Annotated in this window: 17 protein-coding genes; 2 read left to right on the top strand and 15 right to left on the bottom strand. The window is 34.7% G+C overall.

Annotated elements, in window-relative coordinates; translation table 11 throughout:
* Positions 1–19: 19 nt before the first annotated feature.
* From SAUT_RS08030 to SAUT_RS08065, 8 genes are all read right to left on the bottom strand, one after another.
* Entirely contained in the window at positions 20–226 is a 207-nt protein-coding gene (locus SAUT_RS08030; RefSeq protein ID WP_013327385.1) for a flagellar biosynthesis anti-sigma factor FlgM, read from the bottom strand.
* Between the two features lie 78 nt (positions 227–304).
* On the bottom strand, positions 305–613 hold the full coding sequence (locus SAUT_RS08035) for a rod-binding protein (RefSeq protein WP_013327386.1): 309 nt from the start codon (positions 611–613) through the stop codon (positions 305–307).
* The gene (locus tag SAUT_RS08040; RefSeq protein WP_013327387.1) at positions 613–1,659 is read right to left on the bottom strand and encodes a flagellar basal body P-ring protein FlgI; all 1,047 of its coding nucleotides are present in this window, start codon (positions 1,657–1,659) and stop codon (positions 613–615) included. The genes SAUT_RS08035 and SAUT_RS08040 overlap by 1 nt, the downstream gene beginning before the upstream one ends.
* 36 nt (positions 1,660–1,695) lie before the next feature.
* On the bottom strand, positions 1,696–2,295 hold the full coding sequence (gene rsmD, locus SAUT_RS08045) for a 16S rRNA (guanine(966)-N(2))-methyltransferase RsmD (protein WP_013327388.1): 600 nt from the start codon (positions 2,293–2,295) through the stop codon (positions 1,696–1,698).
* Positions 2,285–2,659, bottom strand: a complete 375-nt coding sequence (locus SAUT_RS08050) for a hypothetical protein (RefSeq protein WP_013327389.1) — start codon at positions 2,657–2,659, stop codon at positions 2,285–2,287. Before SAUT_RS08050 ends, rsmD begins: the two co-directional genes overlap by 11 nt.
* Before the next feature lie 4 nt (positions 2,660–2,663).
* Positions 2,664–3,365, bottom strand: a complete 702-nt coding sequence (locus tag SAUT_RS08055; protein WP_013327390.1) for an exodeoxyribonuclease X C-terminal domain-containing protein — start codon at positions 3,363–3,365, stop codon at positions 2,664–2,666.
* Positions 3,359–3,841, bottom strand: coding sequence for a hypothetical protein (locus SAUT_RS08060; protein WP_245534097.1), 483 nt, complete (start codon positions 3,839–3,841; stop codon positions 3,359–3,361). Before SAUT_RS08060 ends, SAUT_RS08055 begins: the two co-directional genes overlap by 7 nt.
* A 70-nt stretch (positions 3,842–3,911) precedes the next feature.
* Positions 3,912–4,343, bottom strand: coding sequence for a hypothetical protein (locus tag SAUT_RS08065; RefSeq protein WP_013327392.1), 432 nt, complete (start codon positions 4,341–4,343; stop codon positions 3,912–3,914).
* 94 nt (positions 4,344–4,437) lie between these two features.
* Between SAUT_RS08065 and murA the strand changes: the two genes are divergently transcribed.
* Positions 4,438–5,700 (top strand): UDP-N-acetylglucosamine 1-carboxyvinyltransferase, encoded by a 1,263-nt coding sequence (gene murA / locus SAUT_RS08070; RefSeq protein ID WP_013327393.1) that lies wholly within the window; start codon positions 4,438–4,440, stop codon positions 5,698–5,700.
* 7 nt (positions 5,701–5,707) lie between these two features.
* On the opposite strand, the gene SAUT_RS08075 is transcribed toward murA, so the two are convergent.
* From SAUT_RS08075 to purH, 3 genes are all read right to left on the bottom strand, one after another.
* A complete protein-coding gene (locus SAUT_RS08075) occupies positions 5,708–6,082 on the bottom strand; it encodes a heat shock protein transcriptional repressor HspR (RefSeq protein ID WP_013327394.1) in 375 nt (124 codons plus the stop codon).
* A 15-nt stretch (positions 6,083–6,097) separates the two neighbouring features.
* Entirely contained in the window at positions 6,098–6,994 is an 897-nt protein-coding gene (locus SAUT_RS08080; RefSeq protein WP_013327395.1) for a DnaJ family protein, read from the bottom strand.
* A gap of 104 nt (positions 6,995–7,098) precedes the next feature.
* Positions 7,099–8,637 (bottom strand): bifunctional phosphoribosylaminoimidazolecarboxamide formyltransferase/IMP cyclohydrolase, encoded by a 1,539-nt coding sequence (gene purH / locus SAUT_RS08085; protein ID WP_013327396.1) that lies wholly within the window; start codon positions 8,635–8,637, stop codon positions 7,099–7,101.
* Between the two features lie 164 nt (positions 8,638–8,801).
* Here purH and SAUT_RS08090 point away from each other — a divergent pair, with 164 nt between their 5' ends.
* Positions 8,802–9,761 carry a 6-phosphofructokinase gene (locus SAUT_RS08090; RefSeq protein WP_013327397.1) on the top strand — a complete coding sequence of 320 codons (960 nt, stop codon included), beginning with the start codon at positions 8,802–8,804 and terminating at the stop codon, positions 9,759–9,761.
* Positions 9,762–9,773: 12 nt separating this feature from the next.
* On the opposite strand, the gene SAUT_RS08095 is transcribed toward SAUT_RS08090, so the two are convergent.
* From SAUT_RS08095 to SAUT_RS08110, 4 genes are all read right to left on the bottom strand, one after another.
* On the bottom strand, positions 9,774–10,361 hold the full coding sequence (locus tag SAUT_RS08095; RefSeq protein ID WP_013327398.1) for a hypothetical protein: 588 nt from the start codon (positions 10,359–10,361) through the stop codon (positions 9,774–9,776).
* A gap of 97 nt (positions 10,362–10,458) precedes the next feature.
* Complete coding sequence (gene purL, locus SAUT_RS08100) at positions 10,459–12,675, bottom strand: phosphoribosylformylglycinamidine synthase subunit PurL (RefSeq protein WP_013327399.1); 2,217 nt, start codon at positions 12,673–12,675, stop codon at positions 10,459–10,461.
* Positions 12,676–12,737: 62 nt separating this feature from the next.
* On the bottom strand, positions 12,738–13,262 hold the full coding sequence (gene greA, locus SAUT_RS08105) for a transcription elongation factor GreA (protein ID WP_013327400.1): 525 nt from the start codon (positions 13,260–13,262) through the stop codon (positions 12,738–12,740).
* A 9-nt stretch (positions 13,263–13,271) separates the two neighbouring features.
* Positions 13,272–13,598: a hypothetical protein gene (locus SAUT_RS08110; RefSeq protein ID WP_013327401.1), complete on the bottom strand. Its 327-nt coding sequence runs from the start codon at positions 13,596–13,598 to the stop codon at positions 13,272–13,274.
* Positions 13,599–13,704 lie beyond the last annotated feature (106 nt).

Here is a 13,704-nt window from a genome sequence, read left to right on the forward strand (position 1 = left end):
TTCTCCTGTTAGTTTATTTCTAAAGTAACTCGTCTGCCATTTTTTCAGATAATGCAGACAAATCTACTTTGTAATTCCCAGAGTCTATTGACTCTTTAAGTTGATCAACTTTACTGCTCTTTTGATCTGTAGCAGTTGCTGAAGCGTTCTCTTTTTTTTGCGTATTTGAAGTTGCATTATTTGCATAAGCACTTCCTATTACTGAATTATTTACGTTTGAAATCATAATTCATCCTTTAGTTTAATTAGTTAGTTTTTATCTCTATAGTTATATCGACAATAATCAGAACTTATTAAGCTAATTTTATGAATTCTTTTGAGATAAATAATCATAAAGCATCTGCGAAAAACCAAAGCTTCCCGCACTCGCTTTAGAAAGCTCATCTCTATACATTGATTTGTATATTTTATCCCCCGGATCATTCTGAGATGAAAACAAATTCTTCTCATCTTTCATTGCATTGTCCATTAACATTTTAACGATAACAGACTCAAATGCATCTGTTTGCTCCCGTAACGCTTTATCTTGAGCATTATTGTCTATCTTTGGTATAGCTTTATTATCACTAAGCATCTGCGTCTGTGCATTGATTGCATTCATTCCATAATTCATTATATTACCTTCAATTCTGCAGAAATACTGCCGGCACTTTTCATAGCTTCAAGTATAGATATAATATCTTTTGGAGAAGCTCCAAGTTTTTGCAATGAACGTACAAGATTTGCTACAGTAGTTGTGCCTTCTTTTGTATAGACTTCATTCTCGTTTAAACCGATAACCAGATTATTATCAACACTCATTGAACCCTCAGGCTTTGAAAGCTTTTTCTGCTCAACAATCTTAATAGTAATATCTCCATGTGTCAAAACAACCGGTTTGAGTTCTATATTTACCCCAGCAACAATAGTTCCTGTTCTTTCGTTTATTATGATTTTATCTTTTGGCTGATAGTTCATATCGATCTCTTGAACCTCTGCTAAAAATTCTATCATCGAACGATTTTGAGGGCGCTTAAGTTTTATACTTCTTGAATCCATTGCCACGGCTACCTGCGTATGATAAAAGTGATTAATTGCTTTTTGAATTCCAACAGCATTTTTAAATCCTGATTCTTTTAGAGAAAGTGTTGCATACTGCTGATGAAACAGATCAATATTGATTTCTCTTTCAATAAAACCGCCATTAAAGACAACTCCTGTTGTCGGGTGAGATTCACTTCCTGCACCTCTTGAATTTAATCCGCCTATACTAAGAGCACCTTGCGCTAAAGCATAGATTTTTCCATCAACTCCTTTTAAAGGTGTCATTAAAAGTGTTCCGCCTTCTAAAGATTTTGCATCACCAATAGAAGAAACCGTAACATCAAACTTATCCCCTTGTCTTGCAAAAGGTTTCATTGTCGCCGTCACAACAACAGCAGCAACATTTTTAGATTTTATATCTATAGGATTCATATCTATATTCATCGCTTTGAGCATATTTGAAATAGACTGCAGTGTAAATTTTGAGGTAGTTCCATCTCCGGTTTTTTTAAGACCGACGACAAGCGAATATCCTATAATCTGATTCTCTCTCACCCCGACAATATTTGATACATCAGATATTTTCGTTGCATTGAGTGTAGAGAAAAAAAGTATAAAAAGTAAAATATATTTCATTGCCATTCCTTACATGTAAGTAAGAATTAGCAAATTTTATTCCATATTTTCACTTATAAGGTATGTTAAAGTAGTATTGCCGAATTTTTTAAATTTTTTTATTCTATATACGCCTAGTTCTTGAGGAATTTCCAAACCGCTCATATGTTCTATAATAATCAACTTTACATTTGATTCGGGTAATGCTTTGATTAGCTGCATTGTTTTTTCATAAATGTCTTCCATCCCTTCTCGAATGCTAAAAGGCGGGTCAATATAAAAGTAGGCATCTTCATTGGATTTTTTCAACCTTGCAAGCACTGCGTTAATATTTGTAAAACTGTCACCTGCAAAGACTTCACATGCATTTGGATCAGTTTGCGCAATATTTTGTTTTAATGTTTTTACTGCGTTCGAGTCTTTTTCCATGAAATATATTTTTTTTGCACCACGACTTAGTGCTTCAAGTCCTATGGAACCGCTGCCTGAAAAAACCTCAACAAAATTTGCATCTACGATATCAAACTGCAATGTATTAAAAAAAGACTCTAATACTATTGACTTTGAACTTCTCGTTGTGGTTTTTGACGGCAATAAAAGTGTTTTTCCTTTATATTTTCCTGCAATAATTTTCTTGGTTAATTGTTTATTTTTCATAAAATGCTTTCACTGCTCTTAATATATTTTCTTGATACTCTTGTGTTAATAATTCAATTCTTTTTTCTAATATTTCAAAGTTCATAGTCTCTTCAACATCTTCTTCTTCAACTATACTTTTTGAGCTTTGAGGATACAGGTCATTATATTTTTTTTCCAATGCTAAAATAAGTTGTGATTTTGAAAAAGGTTTTACCAAATCTGCATTTTCATCACTGGAGATATAAAAACATCTGCTTTCATTCAAGCACTCTTCATCGCGAATAATAATATCACTCTTCTTTGATGAGCTTAAATGTTTTGCTAAAAAAAGCTCCAATGATTTTTGTAAAAGCGGAGATTGGCATTCAACGGCTATTCTCATAAAATTATCCTCTCATATAATACTCAAGTGAGTACTTTAAATCTTCATCTAACTCTTTTAAACTTAACATCCATGCAATATAACTTCTGTCATTTAGAACTATTTCTTCTATGTATTTTCCCTTATATTTCCCAAATGTAAACTTCTCTAAAAGTACATTTTGGAAACTAAGTTCTTTCATCTCTTTAACTGTTGCATACTCCAACAGATATTCAAACAATAATTTTGTCACAAGAACATCACTCAGTGCTTTATCTGTGCATAAAGCATCTTTAATGCCATACTTTTGCTTTATCTCATTTTCTTGCATATAAAGTTTTAGCTCATATCGTAAAAACTCCAAAGAAAACAATTCACACTCTTTTATCAAATGTTTTGTCACTTTTAGAGTATCAATGATATCACCCTGCCAATGTAGACCGGCAGCTGCTAGTTTTTCTAAATCAAATTTTATATTATGTGCTATTAAAGTATTTTTAGGGTTGTTATTTTGTTCTAAAAAATCATGCACTTCACTCTGTATAAAAAGCTTTTTATCCTGAATCATTTCATTTGTTATATGATGAATACTTGAAGCTAAGGGCGGTATTTTTTTCCCTTCATTGAGTAACTCATACATCACTTTATCTTCACTTAACAATGCTATGCCACACATAACATCATCTGCTTCTAAACCGGTTGTTTCAATATCTGTAAATATTAACATTTTGTTATCCGCACTTTTTTGCACTTTATGTTCAGGGCAATAAAAGAAAAATATCCTGCTATTAAAATAAAAATATATAACAGATAAATATTAAACCAGTCAAAAATATTTTCATACGAACTAAACAGCTTCATAATAACTAAAGCTAAAATCATCTGCGCAGCTACAATCCAAATAATGAGCATAAACCATTTACGCCAGACTTTAAGTAAATCACCGTAGCCTATATTTACTATTATTTCTCTTGTCTGCTCTTTTTTGTCTTCTTTGGGACATGTAAGAAGATTAAACTTATAGCTCCCAATACATTTATTGAAAATATACTTTAAACTTCTAAATAAAATGATTAAAAGTGCAAAACTCCATGACAAAACAAACCAAAACTTGAATATTGCAAGAAGTGCCGTACTTATTTCACTGTCCAAAGGTTTCAGCCCTTGATTAATATATATACCCAGAGTAATAACAATTGCCATAAAAAAAGCTAATACGAATGTATAGAATGTTAATTTAACTGCCCATTGCAGCCATATAAAAAAATAAAATCTACTCACTCTTTTGTCCAAAATTATTTAGCATATCATGATAATGTTCAAGTGTCATAAAACTTTTTTCAAATCTGTAGCGAATAACAAATTCAACCACCTTCTCTTTCAATTCATTTTCAACATTTTCAACTCTGCCAAAATAAGCCAAAGAAATATTTTTACTTTTTTGCGTGGCATTTTTATCATAACTTATCGCCAGTATTTGCAGATATCTGCCCTTTTTAATTTCACCAAGATTTCCGTCACTCAATGAAACACCCGAAAGGTTGACAGCTTTAAAATCAAATAAATCTTCAAATTTTTCAACTTTTTTATTTATACCCAGTTCTTTAAATAAATCTTTTAATATTTTTAAGTTTTGTTTTCTTGCAGTTTCATAACTAGAAATTTTATTTGTTAAATTTTTCAATCTGTCCAGTGCTGAACTCATTATATTTTCCTTTAAAAAATTAAGTATATCAAAAAAAAACTTTTAAATAATTAGATATAATGTCAATTATCAATTAATTAAAATAAAGAGACCTATGGACTATTTAAAAATACAAAATGTAGCTTCACTTGAAGGTACTATAGATATCTCAGGTGCGAAAAATGCATCTTTACCTCTTATTGCAATGTGCATACTTGCAAATAACAGTGTACATATGAAAAATTTGCCACAGGTGGTAGATATAAGAACTCTTTTAAAGCTATTATCAAACCTCGGCGCTACATGTGAGTTTTTAGATGACAGAGTTGTCGTAAATACTACAAACCTGCACGAAACGAGGGCAACCTATGATATAGTTAAGACAATGCGTGCTTCTATTTTAGTACTCGGTCCTATTTTAGCTCGATTTGGACATTGTGAAGTCTCTTTACCCGGAGGTTGTGCCATAGGGCAACGTCCGATTGACTTACACCTCAAAGCCTTGGAGCAAATGGGTGCAAAAATAAATATAAAAGCCGGATATATTGAAGCAACTACACCTAACGGGCTTCAAGGATGTGAAATTATTTTTGACAAAGTGACTGTTACGGGTACTGCAAATATCGTTATGGCTGCAGCACTTGCAAAAGGGGTTACAACCATCACAAACGCAGCAAGAGAACCTGAAGTAGTCCAACTTTGTGAAGTACTTAATGCAAGCGGTGCTGTAATCAATGGCATAGGAACCGCAATACTCGAAATTCACGGAACAGACGGGAAACTACTCAACATTGAAGAATTTTCTGTTATACCTGATAGGATTGAAGCAGGAACTTACCTATGTGCCAGTGCTATTACAAAATCAGAACTTACACTGACAAATGTAGAGCCCAAGCATTTAGGAGCAGTAATTTCTAAGCTAGAAGAGATGGGAAGCACATTCACTCTTTCAGATGATACTATAACTATTCATCCTGCACAAGAGATCAAACCCGTAAAAATTGTAACACAGGAGTATCCGGCATTCCCGACAGATATGCAGGCTCAATTTGTAGCACTTGCAACACAGGCAGACGGTGTTTCCATTATAGAAGAGAGACTTTTTGAAAATAGGTTTATGCATGTGAGTGAACTGCAGCGTATGGGTGCAGATATTACACTAAATGGTCATACTGCAACTGTTAATGGAAAAACTAAACTATGCGGAACTGATGTTATGGCAACAGATTTACGTGCTTCAAGTGCATTGGTCCTTGCTGCTCTTGTTGCAACAGAAGAAACAAATGTACACCGTATATATCATTTAGACCGTGGTTATGACTCGTTAGAGAGAAAATTAAAAGATGTCGGGGCAAAAATACAAAGACTTAAAGAGTAAAAACAACTTACTCTTTAAAAACGATCATTTCATATAAACTTTTTTTTGTAACGAGTGACTTCTCTGGAGCAACAGAATGCGCACTTTTTGCCGTTTGTACTTCATGACGCAGATCTGCTATCTCTTTTTCCATACTGTCTATTGTCTCTTTTAAATTGAGAATAATATCCACACCTGCTAAATTTACTCCCAACTCACGTGTTAATCTCAAAATTAATTTAATTTTGTCAATATCTCGCTGTGAATAGAGCCTTATACGCCCGTCCGAACGAGAAGGATTTATCAGGTTTTCCCTCTCATACTGGCGCAGAGTTTGAGGGTGAATATCTAATATTTTAGCAACAATACTAATTAAATAAACCGGTTCATCATAATGGTGCATTTGTGTCCCCTCCTTTTATATTGTTTTAGGTAGTTTTTCTTTCATAACTTCAACCAATTCAGAGTCTAAATCTTCAACTTTCGGTAAAACGATATTTGCTTTTAAATATAAGTCCCCTCTTTGTTTCGTTTTACGATTCATAGCCCCCATGCCTTTGACGCGGAATCTTTGTCCATTTTTCGTATTTTGCGGTACTTTTAGTTTAATCTCTTTTTCTAGAGTCTGCACAGCTATTTTATCGCCAAAGAGTGCAGCATATAGAGGGACATCAATAGTTTTTACTAAATCATCCCCTTCTCTTTCATACTCTGGGCTTGGTGCTACATGTATACGCAAGAAAAGGTCACCGACTCTACCGTTTTGCGCATGCCCTTTTCCTTTGACACGCATTCGTTCACCGTCTTTAACACCGGCTGGAATTTTAATATCAAAGCGCTCACCATTGACTGAAACTGAGTGTGAGCCACCTAAAATTGCTACTGCAAATGGGATTGTGACGTTTGCTTCTATATCAAGATTTGGTTCCTGGTAACGTTGTTGTCCACCAAAACCAGAACCTCCAAAGCCGGATGCTCCAGCTCCACCGAAACCGCTGAAGCCACCGCCACCGCCGCCTGAAAACATTTGACGTAATATTTCATCAAGGTCGACATTTCCGCCTTGACTTTGTGAAAAATCATGGAAATTTTGACCGCCGAACATTGCATCACCATATTGGTCATACTGTGCTTTTTTCTCTTTATCGCTAAGAACTTCATATGCTGCATTAATTTCTTTAAATTTATCTTCAGCACTCGGATCTTTATTTACATCCGGATGATATTTACGTGCTAATTTTCTGTATGCTTTTTTAATTTCTGATTCACTCGCACTTGGAGATACTTCAAGTGTTTCGTATAATGATTTGCTCATGTTTCATTCCTTCTGACTTATTTAATTATATATAGATTTTTGTTAGTGGAATTATATCATATAAGTTGAGCGTATGTCAATCAAGGTGAAAAACCTTGATATCTTTAGTGTAAGAAGTGGCGAATAGCTGAGAAGTAAAGACTCATACCAAATTCATCGGCTGCGGCAATAATTTCATCATCACGAATAGAACCGCCCGGTTCAATAACATTTTTTACACCTGCTGCTGCTGCTGCATCGATAGAATCACGGAAAGGAAAAAATGCTTCTGAAGCCAAAGCAGCACCACTTACATCAAGTCCCATCTCTTTTGCTTTTTTCAATGCACATTGTGCCGCATCAACACGGCTTGTCATTCCCATACCAACTGCAACCATAGCCGAATTTTTCACATATACAACACAATTTGATTTTGTTAGTGAAGCTACTTTATAAGCGATTTCCAAATCTTTCATCTCTTCAGAAGTTGCCGCTTTTTTACTCATCAGTTTTGCATTTTTCACTTCATCATCTTTTACTTTATCTGCATCTTGAAAAATAAATCCGCCGTCAATATGTTTAAAATCTTTTTTATCATTTGCAAGTATTAACTTATCTGCACCCATTTCAAAGAGTTTTATACGTTTTTTCGCAGCAAATACTTCTTGTGCTTCTTCTGTAATACGTCCTGCTATAATTACTTCAATAAAGATTTCATTCATTTTCTGCGCTAGTGCTTTATCAACCGTGCCATTTACTGCGACAACGCCGCCAAAGGCAGATACCGGATCACACTTTAGTGCTTCTGTATAAGCCTCTAAAAGTGTTTCTTTAATAGCAAATCCACATGGATTCCCATGTTTTGAAATACAAACAGCATTATCACTTCCAAATGCAGCAGCAATTTTTACTGCACCGTTTAAATCATTTAAATTGTTAAAACTTGCTTCACCTTTAAGTGTATTAAAATTATTTGAAAAATGTTTGTCAAATTCATAGAGTGCGCCTTTTTGATGAGGGTTTTCACCATAACGCGTGTTCATAACTTTATTTCCGACAACAAACTGCTTCTCACCGAAACCTTCATTGAAACGTTCATTCATATAGTTTGCAATCATTGAGTCATAAGCTGCTGTATGCTCATATGCTTTTATCATAAAACCTCGACGGAACTCTTTTGTATTTTTTTCATTTTCAATAGCATCTATTACGACATCATAATCCTCTACATCTGTTACAATAATAACTGAGTCAAAGTTTTTTGCAGCCGAGCGAACCATTGCCGGACCACCGATATCGATATTTTCAATAATATCATCAAAATCATCAGTTCTTTCAATCGTTTCTTTAAATGGATAAAGGTTTACACAAACCAAATCAATCGCCTCAACACCAAGTTCTTTTGCCTGATCTAAATGTGACTGCTTGTCACGACGGTGTAAAATTCCACCGTGAACGTAAGGATTTAGAGTTTTTACACGCCCTTCAAAACATTCAGGAAATTTTGTCACCTCATCAATTTCAACAGCATCGACGCCGTTCTCTTTTAAAAGTTTGTATGTTCCACCGGTTGAAATAATTTCATATCCGTTTTTCACTAATGATTTACAAAAATCAACTACACCGTTTTTATCGCTTACACTTACTAACGCTCTTTTCTGCACTCTTTCTCCTTTTTCTAAAGCAAAGCTTCATAAAAATTCCTCTCACTAAAGCTTTGCCGAACGGCAAGATTTATTCAAGCCTTGATTTAAAATATTAATGCCATTTTATCTAAATAGAGTTTAGAAGATGGTAAACTTAAAAAAAATAAATAAAGAGAAAGATCATGAAACAAAATATTGCGATTATTTGTTCAGGCGGTGATGTATCAGGTATGAACCCTGCATTAAAACGATTTGTCGAATACAGTTTTGAACAGAATCTTACACCCTACTTTGTATATGACGGGTATGAGGGACTCATTGACAACAATATAAAAAAAGCAGATTATTGCGATGTTGCAGGTATTATCAATCGTGGAGGCACAAAAACAGGGAGTGCCAGAAGCAAAAGATTTATGCAAAAAGAATACCGAACTATTGCAAAACAAAATCTTGATAACTTACATGTAACTATGTTAATAGTACTTGGGGGTGATGGCTCTTTTAAAGGATTACATGAATTTTATAAAGAACATAAAATAAAATTTTGTGGTATTCCTTCGACTATTGACAACGATATTTCCGGTACTGATTATTGCTTAGGTGTGGATACAGCACTTAATATGATAAAATTTTCAATAGATTCTATAAGAGATACGGCATCCTCATTTAAAAGAGCTTTTGTGATTGAGACTATGGGTAACAAGTGCGGTTATCTAGCGCTTGTATCACATCTAACATCAGGTTCTGAACTTTGCCTTATTCCAGAGATACCATATAATTTGAATGATTATGAAGAAAAATTCAAACGAGAAATAAAAAATGGTCGTAGATATTTTATAGCTGTGGTTGCAGAAGGTATAAAACAAGATTCTGCCGAAATAGCTAAGTGGTTTGAAGAAAAAATTGGTATTGAGTCAAGAGTGAATATTCTAGGACATTTACAGCGTGGAGGCAATCCAACAGTAAAAGATAGACTTATGGCTTATAAATTTATAACATATGCCATTGATGGTTTAATGAAAAATAAAAATGAAAGTATTATTTGTTATATGGAGAGTGGATTTGAATATAAAGAAATTGATGCGGTCGTGAACACGCCGTATCAATTAAATCATGAGCTTATAAAATATATAAGCTCATAAAAGCATCAGTGACTAGAAGTCACCTTGTGCTGCACGTTCAGGAATTTTTTCCATTGCTGTTTTAACAAGAGTTGCCATTTTTAACATTTCTGGAGGAAGTGTATAACCACCATGAATCGCAAGCGTCATATCCATACTGATTAAGTAAGCATCTCCGTTTCCATAACGAATATACATAATTCTACATGGCATAAATCCACCATAGTATCTTGAATAGTTTAAGAAGACTTTCGCTGTAGTAAGGTTACATAAAGACCAAATTCTTGCTTCTTTTACTTCATTCGGCTTTGCATCTTCTTTTGTGTACATTTTCACATAACCAGTAAGTCTCATGTTATACTCTTCAGTAAGTGCCGCTATAGATTCTCTAACATCATCACCGCTGATACCTTCATCAACTTTCCACTCTTTCATCATTGCACGAGCAGGGTCGCCATACTTTGCAACTTTTGTAAACATATCGTCATACGCCGGCATTGCACCATCATCAAGCTTATGCTGTTGAGTCACAGCAGTCCATCCCATATGCATTGTTGAACATCCTGTTGCAAAGAATGCGACACTTAATGCAATTAATGCAGTAATTATATTTTTTTTCATTCGTTTTCCTTTATCTAAATTACGTGATATTATACATTGATTAATATAAAATTAAATTGAGTTTTTAAATTTCATTTTTATATAATAAATATAAGTTTTATATATCTTGCTCTATTACTTGTCTAAATGTATTAAAATAGCTGTCTTTGAGTGTTTCCATATTCATACTTATATCATTAATGCGAATATTATCTCCGCCGACCGTACCGATTTTCTCAATTGACATTGATTCATCCAGCATTGCTTCAAAAGCTTCACAATTTTCAGGTTTTACTTCGATGATTGCACGACTCATGCTCTCTGAGAAAATATCTCTGTCATCAGATACACCCATCTCTACATCACATCCAAGCCCGCTTGTTGCTGCCATTTTAGCAAGCGCTATTGCAACACCGCCGCTGCTTGCATCTTTTGCACATTCTAAAAGATGTTTTTTATTTGCTTCTATTACTAAATCCCAAAGTGCAAGCTCTTGTTTGTAATCAATCTCAGGCATAACACCTGCTACAGTATCATATAACTCTTTCATATATAAAGAACCGCCAAATTCAGATTTACTCTCACCTACTAAATAGAGTGCATTTCCTTCAGATTGAAAACTTGACATCAAGACATTGTTTTCATCATCATTTACACCGACAGTTGCAATAGAAGGTGTCGGAAAAACCGAAACACTATTTGTTTCATTATAAAGAGAAACATTTCCACCGATGACAGGAGTTGTAAGCTGGGCACATGCTTCTTTAATACCTAAACAACCTTCACCAAACTGCCACATGACTTCAGGGTTTTCAGGATTACCATAGTTGAGACAATCCGTAATTGCCAACGGTCTTGCTCCGCTCATTGCAACATTACGACCAGATTCTATAACTGCAGCCGCTCCACCCATTTTTGGATCAATGTAGCAGTAACGAACATTACAGTCAGCTGACATTGCCAAAGCTTTTTTATTCTCTTTTACACGAATGACCGAAGCGTCAAGTGTCCCGCCATTTTTGATTGTATTTGTTTGCACCATCGAATCATATTGTGTATAAATCCAAGATTTATCTACAACTTCCATAGATTTTGTTAATGTCTCAAATGCTTCTTGGTTTGAAACTCTGTCAAAGTCATCAATACTTACTTTATGTATATCTTCCAAATAGGCAGGTTTTTTCATCGGACGGTTGAGTTCAGGTGCTTCTTCACTTACAGGGTCAACCGGAACCTCTGCACATTTTTCTCCATGCCAGAAGAGTTCCATGTTTCCTGTGTCAGTAACTTCACCCACAACAGCAGCATCTAAATCCCATTTTTCAAAAATATCAATAATTGCCTGTTCTGAACCTTTTTTAGCACAAAGGAGCATACGCTCTTGAGATTCACTGAGCATAAAGTCATAAGGTGTCATGCCTTCTTCTCGGGCAGGAACCTTATCTAAATGCATAATCATTCCGGAACCTGAACGCCCTGCCATCTCGAATGCAGACGAGGTAAGCCCGGCAGCTCCCATATCTTGAATACCAACAACATGGTCAGTTTTAAAGAGTTCTAAACATGCTTCTAAAAGTAGTTTTTCAGTAAACGGATCACCAACTTGTACAGTAGGACGAAGAGATTTACTCTCTTCAGTAAAAGAATCTGAGCTCATAACAGCCCCGCCAAGACCATCACGACCCGTTTTTGCACCGACATACATTACAGGGTTTCCTGTTCCTTCTGCTTTACCATAGAAGATTTCATCACTTTTAGCAATGCCCAGTGTAAATGCATTGACAAGAATATTTCCATTGTAACATTCATCAAAGCTTGTCTCACCACCGATAGTCGGAACACCCATACAGTTTCCATAACCACCGATACCCTCAGTTACACCACGTACTAAATAACGTTGATGTTTAGAGATATCATCTTTGTTTAAAACATTACCAAAACGCAGTGCATTTAAGTTCGCAACAGGACGTGCACCCATTGTAAATACATCACGCATAATCCCGCCGACACCCGTTGCAGCACCTTGATAAGGTTCAATAAAACTTGGATGATTATGTGATTCCATTTTAAAAACAGCCGCATAGCCATCTCCAATGTCAATAACACCGGCATTTTCGCCTGGACCCTGAATAACCCAAGGTGCTTTCGTCGGAAAACCTTTCAAGTGTATTTTAGAGGATTTGTACGAACAGTGTTCACTCCACATAGCTGAAAATATACCCAGTTCAACTAAATTCGGCTCACGCCCTAAAATCTCTTTTATGTGTTTGTAATCTTCTTGTGAAAGTTTATGGTTTGCTAACTGTTCATCAATGTTTTCAAGTTGTTGGCTCACGGGTGTTTCCTAAAAATTGGTTTTTAAAGAGGGATTATATCTAAGGAATGGTAAAAGTTGTTTTAATGAAAAGAAAAATCGCTTTTTGAACGAATATTTTTTTTCAATGAAAAGATATTTTTATACTTTATTTTTTGAATTTCATACTCTTTGAGAGCATTCGGCAGTTGTATTTTGAATTCATCTCCCTCTTTTTTGCCAAGCATAGCTTTAGCCAGAGGTGAATGTATAGAAATCAGGCCATTTTCAGGCTCACTCTCCAATACCCCGCAGATAGTATAAATTTCTTCATCTTCCGTATCAATATTTACAAGCGTAACACTGCTGCCAAAGGCAACCTGCTTATGCTCATGCAGAGAGGGGTCGATTATATGCGAACTTTGAATCATTTTGTTGAGATAAAAAAGTCTCTTATCAATAAAACGCAATTTCTCCTTTGCAGCTTGATAATCCGCATTTTCACTTCTGTCACCAAGTGCTGCTGCAACAAGTTTTTCATGTGCGACCTTGGGTTTTTCAACTTCTAACAAATATTTGAATTCTTCTATAAGCTTGTCATATCCTTCAATACTCATCGGCTCTTTCATTTATTTTCCCTAATGCTCATATCCTAAAATATAATATGTTTCTTTATTTGGCAGTTTGTCTGTTTTTACTTTAAATTTATCACTGAAATGTTGTATTTTTTCATGTGCTTCTTGAGCCAATTCAGGCGTTGGTGACTCTACTTTTATTTTAAAATAATCTTTTGTATTTGACAAAGCAACATATGCATTGTTTACCTTGAGATGATCATTTAAATCTAAAATATGCTTCTCGATTTTTTCATACCCTGAAGTATTCTTTTGAATTCTTTTGAGTTGTTCTACCAAAGCATCATTTGGTACATATCTTAGTTGAGTCAGCATTGCATCATTTTGCATATCTATTTCCTTGTAAATTTTTAATGAAAAATAATAACAGTTTTTTGTAAATATTCAGTATGTATTTAGCTATTGATACTATAATTAGATTACAAAGACTATATTC

This window comes from Sulfurimonas autotrophica DSM 16294 (genome assembly GCF_000147355.1).
GTDB lineage: Bacteria > Campylobacterota > Campylobacteria > Campylobacterales > Sulfurimonadaceae > Sulfurimonas > Sulfurimonas autotrophica.

What these genes read in the sequence shown, in the direction of transcription:
- SAUT_RS08065 (WP_013327392.1), bottom strand. Translation starts at nt 4,343, where the DNA reads ATGAGTTCAGCACTGGACAGATTGAAAAATTTAACAAATAAAATTTCT.
- SAUT_RS08095 (WP_013327398.1), bottom strand. Translation starts at nt 10,361, where the DNA reads ATGAAAAAAAATATAATTACTGCATTAATTGCATTAAGTGTCGCATTC.
- rsmD (WP_013327388.1), bottom strand. Translation starts at nt 2,295, where the DNA reads ATGAAAAATAAACAATTAACCAAGAAAATTATTGCAGGAAAATATAAA.
- SAUT_RS08030 (WP_013327385.1), bottom strand. Translation starts at nt 226, where the DNA reads ATGATTTCAAACGTAAATAATTCAGTAATAGGAAGTGCTTATGCAAAT.
- SAUT_RS08040 (WP_013327387.1), bottom strand. Translation starts at nt 1,659, where the DNA reads ATGAAATATATTTTACTTTTTATACTTTTTTTCTCTACACTCAATGCA.
- SAUT_RS08035 (WP_013327386.1), bottom strand. Translation starts at nt 613, where the DNA reads ATGAATTATGGAATGAATGCAATCAATGCACAGACGCAGATGCTTAGT.
- SAUT_RS08075 (WP_013327394.1), bottom strand. Translation starts at nt 6,082, where the DNA reads ATGCACCATTATGATGAACCGGTTTATTTAATTAGTATTGTTGCTAAA.
- murA (WP_013327393.1), top strand. Translation starts at nt 4,438, where the DNA reads ATGGACTATTTAAAAATACAAAATGTAGCTTCACTTGAAGGTACTATA.
- SAUT_RS08060 (WP_245534097.1), bottom strand. Translation starts at nt 3,841, where the DNA reads ATGGCAATTGTTATTACTCTGGGTATATATATTAATCAAGGGCTGAAA.
- greA (WP_013327400.1), bottom strand. Translation starts at nt 13,262, where the DNA reads ATGAAAGAGCCGATGAGTATTGAAGGATATGACAAGCTTATAGAAGAA.
- SAUT_RS08090 (WP_013327397.1), top strand. Translation starts at nt 8,802, where the DNA reads ATGAAACAAAATATTGCGATTATTTGTTCAGGCGGTGATGTATCAGGT.
- SAUT_RS08055 (WP_013327390.1), bottom strand. Translation starts at nt 3,365, where the DNA reads ATGTTAATATTTACAGATATTGAAACAACCGGTTTAGAAGCAGATGAT.
- SAUT_RS08080 (WP_013327395.1), bottom strand. Translation starts at nt 6,994, where the DNA reads ATGAGCAAATCATTATACGAAACACTTGAAGTATCTCCAAGTGCGAGT.
- SAUT_RS08050 (WP_013327389.1), bottom strand. Translation starts at nt 2,659, where the DNA reads ATGAGAATAGCCGTTGAATGCCAATCTCCGCTTTTACAAAAATCATTG.
- SAUT_RS08110 (WP_013327401.1), bottom strand. Translation starts at nt 13,598, where the DNA reads ATGCAAAATGATGCAATGCTGACTCAACTAAGATATGTACCAAATGAT.